Genomic DNA, 9653 nt, shown 5'->3' with positions numbered 1-9653 from the left:
ACCGCCGGCCGCCTGCCGCCCGGCAGCGAGATCGACGAGGGCGCGCTGGCCGGGCGCTTCGGCGCCTCCCGAACCCCGGTGCGCGAGGCGCTGCGCGAGCTGGCGGCGCAGGGCATGGTGGAGATCACGCCGCGCCGGGGCGCCCGGGTGGCGCGGGTCTCGCTGGAGCGGCTGGGCGAACTGTTCGAGCTGCTGGCCGAGACGGAGGCGATGTGCGCCCGCTTCGCCACCTGGCGGATGACGGCCACCGAGCGCTTCGCCCTCCAGGCGCTCCAGGCCGGCTTCCACCCCTGCCCGGAGGAGCGGCCCGGGGCGCTGGCGGCCTATGATGCCTACAACCAGGGCTTCCACGAGCTGATCTACCGCGGCACCCACAACGGCGTGCTGGCCGAGCACGCGGCGGGGCTGCGGCAGCGCCTGGCCCCCTATCGCCGCGCCCAGTACCGGGGCGACCGGCGCATCGAGCAATCCTATGCCGAGCACCAAGCGGTGCTGGAGCGTATGCTGCGCGGGGCAGGGGACGAGGCGGCGCAGCTGATGCGGGCGCACATGCTTTCCGCCAGCGCCGCGCTGGCGCGCTTCATGCAGGGTGATCTCCGGGAAATTGTGGGCGAAGCGAACTGATCCGCGGAGTTTTGCATACAAAAGTTCATGCGGAACGGGGCGCCGCATAATTTCCGGTTCCCGTGCCGCCTGGCCTGCGCTCTACTGGGTGGCCTGGGGCTGCGGGTAGCACGCCCCGCTATGCGGGAGGAAGTTCCATGGCGCTGTCCATCACCCTTGGCGCGCGCACCTGGATCGAGCGGCTCTGGTCCGGGATCGCCGATCGCGGCCGGCCCTATGCCGACGTGCCCGGCGCCGCCACCCCGCCGCTGGACCGCGCGCGGCTGCTGGCCATGGCGCTGCTCTCCGAGCGGGGCGAGGCCTCCGGCGCGGCCGTGGCGCGCGAGCTGCTGCAGGTGCTGGGCACGCTGGAGGCGGGCGACCGCGCCGCCTTCCGCCATTTCCTCGCCGGCAACTTCCTGCCCGACCAGGAGAGCCTGCGCGCCGCCGCCGAGGCCTACCTGGCCGAGCCCTCGGCCGAGCGCGCCATGGCGCTGTTCGAATGCGCCGAGCCGCCGCGCCAGGAGCTGCTGCGGCGGATGAACATGGCGCCCGGCGGCACCGCCGCGCTGGTGGCGCTGCGCACCGAGCTGCTGGCCGGGCTGAAGCGCGAGCCGGCGCTGAAGCCGCTGGATTCCGACCTGCGCCACCTCTTCACCTCCTGGTTCAACCGCGGCTTCCTGGAACTGCGCCGGATCGACTGGGACACCCCCGCCGCCATCCTGGAGAAGCTGATCCGCTACGAGGCGGTGCACGAGATCCAGGGCTGGGAGGACCTCCGCCGCCGCCTCGCGCCGGACCGGCGCTGCTTCGGCTTCTTCCATCGCGCCCTGCCGGGCGAGCCGCTGATCTTCGTCGAGGTGGCGCTGGTGAAGGGGCTGGCCGGCGCCATCCAGCCGCTGCTGGCGCTCAGCCGCGACCCGGCGCCGCAGCCGCCCGCCGGGTTCGACACCGCCATCTTCTACTCCATCTCCAACTGCCAGGAGGGGCTGCGCGGCATCTCCTTCGGCAACTTCCTGATCAAGCAGGTGGTGGAGGAGCTGAAGGCCGACCTGCCGGGGCTGAAGCACTTCTCCACCCTCTCGCCCGTGCCGGGCTTCCGCCGCTGGCTGAAGCGCCGGCTGGACCGCGATGGCCAGGCCCTCACCCCGGAGGAGCGGGGCGCGCTGGCCGCCCTGCTGCCGCCCGCGCAGGAGGAGAGCGTGGCCGAGGCCGGGCCCCTCTCCACCGCCGCGCTGCTGGAGCAGGTGGCCGAGGGCGAGTGGTGGCGCGACCCGGCGCGCGAGGCGGCGCTGCGCGGCCCGCTGATGCGGCTGGCCGCCGAGTACCTGACCCGCCCCAACACCGGCATGGGCAACATCGACCCGGTGGCGCGCTTCCACCTCGGCAATGGCGCGCGGCTGGGCCAGCATGGCCTCCACCGCCGCCTCCTGACCCGCGGGGCCATGGCCCCGGCGGGCGGGACAGGCGGCGGGGGAGGGTTCCACCGCCCGCCCGTTCTGCCCTAAAGCCCCGGGCCAAGCGGCAGCGCGGCGCCGGGGGCACCGAACAGGAAGGCGGCCCCGCGCCGCGCCGCCTTTCCGCAACGCACAGGCGCCAAGAAGCCACCGGCAGCCCATCGGCCCCGTCCAGCCGCAGGAACGATCCAAGACCATGTCACCCGCTCTCGCCTCCACGATGGGGCTTGTCGTGATGTTCATCCTGGGCACGGCGCTGCCCATCAACATGGGCGCGCTGGCCTTCGCCCTGGCCTTCCTCATCGGTGTCTTCGCGGTCGGCATGACGGCCAGCCAGATCCTGGCCGGCTTCCCGGGCGACCTGTTCGTCACCCTGGTGGGCATTACCTACCTCTTCGCCATCGCGCAGAAGAACGGCACCATCGACCTGCTGGTGCACTGGGCGGTGCGGGCGGTGGGCGGGCGCATCGCCGCCATTCCCTGGGTGATGTTCGGCGTCGCCGCCATCCTCACCGCCATCGGCGCGGTCAGTCCGGCTGCGGTGGCGATCATCGCGCCCATCGCGCTCCGCTTCGCCCGCCACTACAACATCGACCCGCTGATGATGGGCCTGCTGGTGGTGCATGGCGCGCAGGGCGGCGGCTTCTCGCCCATCTCGATCTATGGCGGCATCACCAACCAGATCGTCGAGCGTGCCGGGCTGCCGGGCGACGAGATGGTGCTGTTCCTGGCCAGCCTGCTGTTCAACCTGGCGGTCGCCGTGGCGGTGTACTTCGTCTTCGGCGGTGCCCGGCTGATCGGCCGGCGCGACGGCGTGGCGCATGACGAGTTCGAGGAAGGCGGCCGCCCCTCGCTGCCGGTGCGTGGCCATGGCGGCACCCCCGCCGCGCCGAAGGGCGCGGAGCCGCACGCCGTGCCCGCCCTCGACGCCCAGCGCGGCCTGACGCTGCTGGGACTGCTCGTGCTCGGCATCGGCTCGCTCGCCTTCGGGCTGAACGTCGGCCTGATGGCCATCACCGTGGCCGTGGCGCTGGCCCTGGTGGCGCCCGAATCCCAGAAGGGCACGGTGGACAAGGTGAGCTGGTCCACCGTGCTGCTGATCGCCGGCGTCATCACCTATGTCGGCGTGCTGCAGAAATCGGGCGCGGTCGATCTGGTGAGCGGCAGCGTCGTGGCCCTCGGCGCGCCGCTGCTGGGGGCGCTGCTGCTCTGCTACATCGGCGGCGTGGTCTCGGCCTTCGCCTCCTCCACCGGCGTGCTGGGGGCCATCATCCCGCTCGCCGTGCCCTTCCTGGCGGGGGGCGAGGTGGGGGCGGTCGGCATGATCGCCGCGCTGGCCATCTCGGCCACCATTGTCGATGTCAGCCCCTTCTCGACCAATGGCGCGCTGGTGCTGGCCAACGCGCCGGAGGGCGAGCGGGAGAAGCTGTTCCGCCGCTTCCTTGTCTACAGCGGCTTGGTCGTGGTGGCGGGGCCGCTGCTGGCCTGGGCGGTGCTGATCGTGCCCGGCTGGCTGTGAGAGGCATGCCGGAAGCGGCTTGGGTGGGCTGGCCCTCCGCCGCCGCTTCTGGCTTGATGGGGCGTGGCCGGAAAGCCGGCCGACGCCGCCCGACCCGTGGTAAGTGTTGACAGCAAACGGAAGACAGAAGCGATGACTGAGCCGACCGGCCCGCTGAAGGGCCTGCGCGTGGTGGACCTGACCCGGGTGCTGGCGGGCCCCACCTGCACGCAGATGCTGGGCGACCTGGGTGCCGAGGTGATCAAGATCGAGCGCCCCGAGGCGGGCGACGACACCCGCGGCTTCGCTCCGCCCTATGTGCCGAACACGCGGGAGAGCGCCTATTTCGTCGGCGTCAACCGCAACAAGCAGTCGGTGACGGTGGACATCGCCCGCCCCGAGGGCCAGGCCATCGTCCACAAGCTGCTGGAGACGGCCGACATCCTGGTCGAGAACTTCAAGGTCGGCGCGCTCGCCAAGTACGGCCTCGGCTGGGAGCAGCTGAAGGAAAAGTATCCGGGGCTGATCTACTGCTCGATCACGGGCTTCGGCCAGACCGGCCCCTATGCGCCGCGCCCGGGCTACGACGCGCTGATCCAGGCGATGGGCGGCGTCATGTCGCTCACCGGCGAGCCGGAGGGCGAGCCGCAGAAGGTGGGCATCCCGGTGGCCGACCTGTTCGCCGGCCTCTACGGCACCATCGGCGTGCTCGCGGCGCTGCGCCACAAGCAGGCGACGGGGCAGGGCCAGCAGATCGACATCGGCATGCTGGACACGCATGTGGCCTGGCTCGCCAACCAGGGCATGAACTACCTGGCCACCGGCGAGAACCCGCCGCGCCTCGGCAACCAGCACCCCAACATCGTGCCCTACCAGGTCTTCCCCACCGCCGATGGCTACATGGTGCTCTCCATCGGCAACGACCCGACCTTCGAGCGCTTCTGCAAGAACTTCGCGCTGGAGCACCTGCTGGCCGACGAGCGCTACGCCACCAACGCCGCCCGCGTCGGCAACCGCGCGCTGGTGACCGAGACGCTGACGGCGGTGACGAAGACCCGCCCCACCAAGGAGTGGATCGAGAAGCTGGAGGCGCTGAAGATCGGCTGCGGCCCGATCAACACGCTGAAGGATGTCTTCGCCGACCCGCATGTGGTGGCGCGCAACATGGTGGTGGAGATGCCGCACGCCTCGGGCGAGAGCGTGAAGGTCATCGCCAACCCGGTGAAGCTCTCCGCCACCCCGCCCGACTACCGCTCCGCCGCGCCGGTGCTGGGGCAGCACACGGAGAGCGTGCTCTCCGGCCTCGGCTACTCGGAGGCGGAGATCGCGGCGATGCGCCAGGGAGGCATCGTCTGAGCTTCATCGTCTGAACAGGCGGGGCGGGGGAGGGCGGCGGCGCCTCCTCCCGCTCCGGGCCGCAAGCGGGAGCCGGGCAACCAAAAGCGCCGGCCTGACGTTCCGCCCTCGCAAGGCCGCCCGCCGACACGCGGGTGGCTCCCGAGGAGATACTGATGACGATGATGTCCCGCCGCGCCAGCCTGCTGCTGCCGATGGGCCTGGCCGGTCTGGTGGCCGCCTGCGCCACCGAGCCGATGCCGCTGCCCCCCGCCGACCCGACCGGCAAGGCCGATCCGCAGATGCGTGCGCTGCTGGAGAGCCTGCAGGCGCTGAACCCCAAGCCGATCGAGACGCTGAGCGCCGAGGAAGCGCGCCGCCAGCCCGGCATGGCCGACGCGGTGAAGCACCGGCTGCGCGCCCAGGGCCTGCCCGTCGCGCCGCGCCCGCTGCCGGTGGTGCGCGACCTGGAGATCCCGGGCAATGCCGGGCCGCTGATGGCCCGCCTCTACAGCCCCGTGGAGCCGCCGCGCGCCGGCCAGCCGCCGCGCGCCCTGCTGCCGCTGATCGTCTACTACCATGGCGGCGGCTTCGTCATCGCCGACCTCGACACCTACGACGCCTCGGCCCGCGCCCTGGCCGCCGAGGCGCAGGCCGTGGTGCTCTCGGTGCACTACCGCCAGGCGCCGGAGAACAAGTTCCCCTCCGCGCATGACGACGCCTACACCTCCTACATCTGGGCGGTGCAGAACGCGGCGCAGCTTGGCGCCGACCTCTCCCGCGTGGCCGTGGTGGGCGAGAGCGCCGGCGGCAACCTGGCGATCACCACCGCCATGTCGGCCCGCGAGGCGCGCGCGCCGCTGCCGGTGGCGATGGGCCTGATCTACCCGGTGGCCGGCACCGACATGACCACGCCCTCCTACCGCGAGAACGCCATGGCCAAGCCGCTGAACGCGGCGATGATGCGCTGGTTCGTCGAGAAGTACACCAGCGGCCCGGCCGAGCTGCAGGACCCGCGGCTGAATGTCTATGGCCGGGCCGAGCTGCGCGGCCTGCCCAAGGCCGTCATCGTCACCGCCGAGATCGACCCGCTGCGCAGCGACGGCATGATGCTGGCCGACAAGCTGCGCGCGGCGGGCGTGCAGGTGGTGGCGCAGGACTACCCGGGCGTGACGCACGAGTTCTTCGGCGCCGACCCGCAGCTGCTGGCCCGTGCCGGCGAGGCACAGCGCTTCATGGCGGGCGAGCTGCGCTCCGCCTTCGCCCTGCCGGCGCCGACCATCGTGCCGCCGCAGCCGCCGCGCCGCCCCGTGCCGCGCGGCTGAGGCACGGCGCCTGACTTGGCTGCGGAGGGCGGCTCCCGGCCAGGGGGCCGCCCTCCGCGCATCCGGCGCTTCCCATCCGGCCGGAAGCGCCAATACTGACCGGCTGACAGGAAGGAGATTCCGCCATGGAACTGCGCGAACTCGGCCGCTCCGGCCTGCGCGTCTCGCCCCTCTGCCTCGGCGGCAACGTCTTCGGCTGGACGGCGGGCGAGGCGGACAGCTTCCGCCTGCTCGACCGCTTCGTGGAAGCGGGCGGCAATTTCATCGACACCGCCGATGTCTATTCCGTCTGGGCGCCAGGCCACCAGGGCGGCGAGTCAGAGACGGTGATTGGCAACTGGCTGGCCCAGGGCGGCGGGCGGCGGGAGAAGGTGGTGATCGCCACCAAGGTGGGCATGGAACTGGCGCCGGACCGCAAGGGGCTGGCCGCCGCCTATATCCGCCGCGCCGTGGAGGATTCGCTGCGCCGCCTGCGCGTCGAGCGGATCGACCTCTACCAAGCGCACAAGGACGACCCGGAGACGCCGCTGGAGGAGACGCTCGGCGCCTTCGCGGAACTGATCCGGGAGGGCAAGGTGCGCGCCATTGGCGCCTCCAACCACGAGGCGCCGCGGCTGCGGGAGGCACTGGAGACCAGCGCCCGCCTCGGCCTGCCGCGCTACGAGAGCCTGCAGCCGCACTACAACCTCGCCGAGCGGATGCGCTACGAGGCGGCGCTGGAGGCGGTCTGCCAGGAGGAAGGGCTGGGGGTGATTCCCTATTTCTCCCTCGCGGCCGGCTTCCTCACCGGCAAGTACCGCTCGGAGGCCGATCTCGGGCAGAGCCCGCGCGGCCAGGGTGTCGCCAAGTATCTGGACGAGCGCGGCCTCGGCATCCTGGCGGCGCTGGACGCGGTGGCGGCGCGGCACGGCGCCACGCCCGCGCGGGTGGCGCTGGCCTGGATGATGGCGCGCCCCGGCATCACCGCGCCGATCGCCAGCGCGACGAAGCCGGAACAACTGGAGGAGCTGCTGGCGGCGACGGCGCTCCGGCTCGAACAGGAGGACATGGAGCGCCTGGACCGCGCCTCCGTGGGCTGACGCCGCCCTTGCCTTGCTGACAGAAAGAAGATGAGGGGGCCCGGGGGAGAATTCCTTCTCCCCCGGCCTTTCAGCGCTCGCGCAGCTTGCGCGCGGCATCCACCGCGAAATAGGTCAGCACGCCATCGGCGCCGGCGCGCCTGAAGGCCAGCAGGCTTTCCAGCATCGCCTTCTCGTGGTCCAGCCAGCCATTGCGCACGGCGGCCATGATCATCGCGTACTCGCCGCTCACCTGATAGGCGTAGGTCGGCACGGCGAAGCGGTCCTTCACCCGGCGGACGATGTCGAGATAGGGCATGCCGGGCTTCACCATCACCATGTCCGCGCCCTCGGCCAGGTCGAGCGCCACCTCGCGCAGCGCCTCGTCGGAATTGGCGGGGTCCATCTGGTAGGTCTTCTTGTCGCCCTTCAGCGCGCCGCCCGAGCCCACCGCGTCGCGGAACGGGCCGTAGAAGGCGGAGGCGTACTTGGCGGCGTAGGACATGATGCGGGTGTGGATCAGCCCGCGCCCGTCCAGCGCGGCCCGGATGGCGCCGACGCGGCCATCCATCATGTCGGAGGGCGCGATGACGTCGATGCCCGCCTCCGCCTGGTTCACCGCCTGGGCGGCGAGGATGGTGAGGGATTCGTCATTGGCCACGTAGCCGTCGCGGATCACGCCGTCATGGCCGTGGTCGGTGTAGGGGTCGAGCGCCACGTCGCCCACCAGGCCGAGATCGGGGAACTCCCGCTTCAGCAGGCGGGAGGCGCGGCACATCAGGTTCTCGGGGTTGGTGGCCTCGGTGCCCTCGGCGTCCTTCCGCTCCGGCGGCGTCATCGGAAAGAGGGCGATGGCGGGGATGCCGAGCTCCACCGCCGGCGCCACGTGCTGCGCCAGCCGGTCGATCGTCACCCGCTGCACGCCGGGCATGGAGCCCACATCGGAGATGCCGCCGCTGCCCTCCATGACGAAGATCGGCCAGATCAGGTCGTCCACCGAGAGGCGGTGCTCGGCCACCAGCCGGCGGGTCCAGGCATCGTGCCGGTTGCGGCGGGGGCGGATGGCGGGGAAGGCCCCCAGGGGAGAGGTCATGCTGTTGCTCCGGCGGCGGCCAGGGCCTGGCCGAGATCGGCCAGGATGTCGTCGATATGCTCGATGCCGATCGAGAGGCGCACATAGCCGGGCGTGACGCCGGCCGCCGCCTGCTCCTCGGCCGAGAGCTGGCTGTGCGTGGTGGTGGCGGGGTGGATGGCGAGGCTGCGCGCGTCGCCGATATTCGCCACGTGGTAGAACATCCGCAGCGCCTCGATGAAGCGGCGCCCCGCCTCGGCGCCGCCCTTCAGCTCGAAGCCGAGCAGGCTGCCGAGGCCGCCCTTCAGATGCGCCGCCGCCCGCTGCCGCGCCGGGCCGCTGGCCACGGAGGGATGGATCACCTTCGCCACCGCCGGGTGCGCGGCGAGGAAGGCCGCCACGCGCAGCGCGTTGGCGCAGTGCCGTTCCATCCGCAGCGGCAGCGTCTCGAGCCCCTGGAGGAAGAGGAAGGCGTTCATCGGCGCCATCGCCGCGCCGATGTCGCGCAGCAGGCAGGTGCGCATCCGCAGGATGTAGGCGACGGGGCCCATCGGCTTCGCGGCCTCGGTCCAGACGGCGCCGTGGTAGCTGGGGTCGGGCTGGTTCAGGGTGGGGAAGCGTGCCGGATGGGCCGCCCAGTCGAAATTGCCGCCATCGACGACGATGCCGCCGATGCTGCTGCCATGCCCGCCGATCCACTTCGTGGTGGAGTGCATGACGATGGCCGCGCCATGCTCCAGCGGCCGGCAGAGGATCGGCGCCGCCGTGTTGTCCATGATCAGCGGGATGCCCATGCCCCGCCCGAGCGCCGCCACCTCGGCGATGGGGAAGACCTCCAGCTTCGGGTTGGGCAGCGTCTCGGCGTACCAGGCGCGGGTGCGGTCGTCGGAGGCGGCGGCGAAGGCCTGCGGGTCGGCCGGGTCGACGAAGCGGACCTCGATGCCGAACTGCTTCAGCGTGTTGGCGAAGAGGTTCCAGGTGCCGCCATAGATGGCGGTGGAGGAGACGATGTTGTCCCCCGCCGCGCAGAGGTTCATCACGCAGAAGCTGCTGGCCGCCTGGCCCGAGCCCAGCGCCAGCGCCGCCACGCCCCCCTCCAGCGCCGCCATGCGCCGCTCCAGCACGTCGAGCGTCGGGTTCATGATGCGGCTGTAGATGTTGCCGCCCTCTTCCAGCGCGAAGAGCCGGGCGGCGTGGCCGGTGTCCTGGAACTGGAAGCTGGTGGTCTGGTGGATCGGCACCGCCACGGAGCCGGTGCTGGGGTCCGCCCGCCAGCCGGCATGCAGGGCGAGGGTCTCGGGGTTA

The 9653-nt window shown here is 71.9% G+C and carries 8 protein-coding genes; 6 read left to right on the top strand and 2 right to left on the bottom strand.

Annotation, left to right across the window (positions count from 1 at the left end):
- The 6 genes from ACZJYS_RS19650 to ACZJYS_RS19625 form a co-directional block, all read left to right on the top strand.
- Positions 1 to 624: GntR family transcriptional regulator (locus tag ACZJYS_RS19650; RefSeq protein ID WP_493180030.1), on the top strand; the 624-nt coding region annotated here is incomplete at its 5' end.
- Positions 625 to 761: 137 nt separating this feature from the next.
- Positions 762 to 2111, top strand: coding sequence for a malonyl-CoA decarboxylase (locus ACZJYS_RS19645; protein WP_493180029.1), 1350 nt, complete (start codon positions 762 to 764; stop codon positions 2109 to 2111).
- Between the two features lie 145 nt (positions 2112 to 2256).
- The gene (locus ACZJYS_RS19640; protein ID WP_493180028.1) at positions 2257 to 3579 is read left to right on the top strand and encodes an SLC13 family permease; all 1323 of its coding nucleotides are present in this window, start codon (positions 2257 to 2259) and stop codon (positions 3577 to 3579) included.
- A gap of 132 nt (positions 3580 to 3711) precedes the next feature.
- A complete protein-coding gene (locus ACZJYS_RS19635; RefSeq protein ID WP_379650595.1) occupies positions 3712 to 4914 on the top strand; it encodes a CaiB/BaiF CoA transferase family protein in 1203 nt (400 codons plus the stop codon).
- Positions 4915 to 5069: 155 nt separating this feature from the next.
- On the top strand, positions 5070 to 6218 hold the full coding sequence (locus ACZJYS_RS19630; protein WP_109516062.1) for an alpha/beta hydrolase: 1149 nt from the start codon (positions 5070 to 5072) through the stop codon (positions 6216 to 6218).
- 125 nt (positions 6219 to 6343) lie between these two features.
- A complete protein-coding gene (locus ACZJYS_RS19625; protein ID WP_493180027.1) occupies positions 6344 to 7297 on the top strand; it encodes an aldo/keto reductase in 954 nt (317 codons plus the stop codon).
- Positions 7298 to 7367: 70 nt separating this feature from the next.
- On the opposite strand, the gene hemB is transcribed toward ACZJYS_RS19625, so the two are convergent.
- Positions 7368 to 8369 carry a porphobilinogen synthase gene (gene hemB / locus ACZJYS_RS19620; protein ID WP_493180026.1) on the bottom strand — a complete coding sequence of 334 codons (1002 nt, stop codon included), beginning with the start codon at positions 8367 to 8369 and terminating at the stop codon, positions 7368 to 7370.
- Positions 8366 to 9653, bottom strand: a 1288-nt coding sequence (locus ACZJYS_RS19615) for an O-acetylhomoserine aminocarboxypropyltransferase/cysteine synthase family protein (RefSeq protein ID WP_493180025.1), incomplete at its 5' end; no start/stop codon positions are given. The genes hemB and ACZJYS_RS19615, both read right to left, overlap by 4 nt.

The organism is Roseomonas sp. TS2, from assembly GCF_058833935.1.
Note: the sequence above shows the minus strand (reverse complement) of the source record. Positions and strands in the feature narration are given on the sequence as shown.

Bases quoted from the DNA above. Each gene is read 5' to 3' on its own strand.
- ACZJYS_RS19645 (WP_493180029.1), top strand. From the start codon at position 762: ATGGCGCTGTCCATCACCCTTGGCGCGCGCACCTGGATCGAGCGGCTC.
- ACZJYS_RS19640 (WP_493180028.1), top strand. From the start codon at position 2,257: ATGTCACCCGCTCTCGCCTCCACGATGGGGCTTGTCGTGATGTTCATC.
- ACZJYS_RS19635 (WP_379650595.1), top strand. From the start codon at position 3,712: ATGACTGAGCCGACCGGCCCGCTGAAGGGCCTGCGCGTGGTGGACCTG.
- ACZJYS_RS19630 (WP_109516062.1), top strand. From the start codon at position 5,070: ATGACGATGATGTCCCGCCGCGCCAGCCTGCTGCTGCCGATGGGCCTG.
- ACZJYS_RS19625 (WP_493180027.1), top strand. From the start codon at position 6,344: ATGGAACTGCGCGAACTCGGCCGCTCCGGCCTGCGCGTCTCGCCCCTC.
- hemB (WP_493180026.1), bottom strand. From the start codon at position 8,369: ATGACCTCTCCCCTGGGGGCCTTCCCCGCCATCCGCCCCCGCCGCAAC.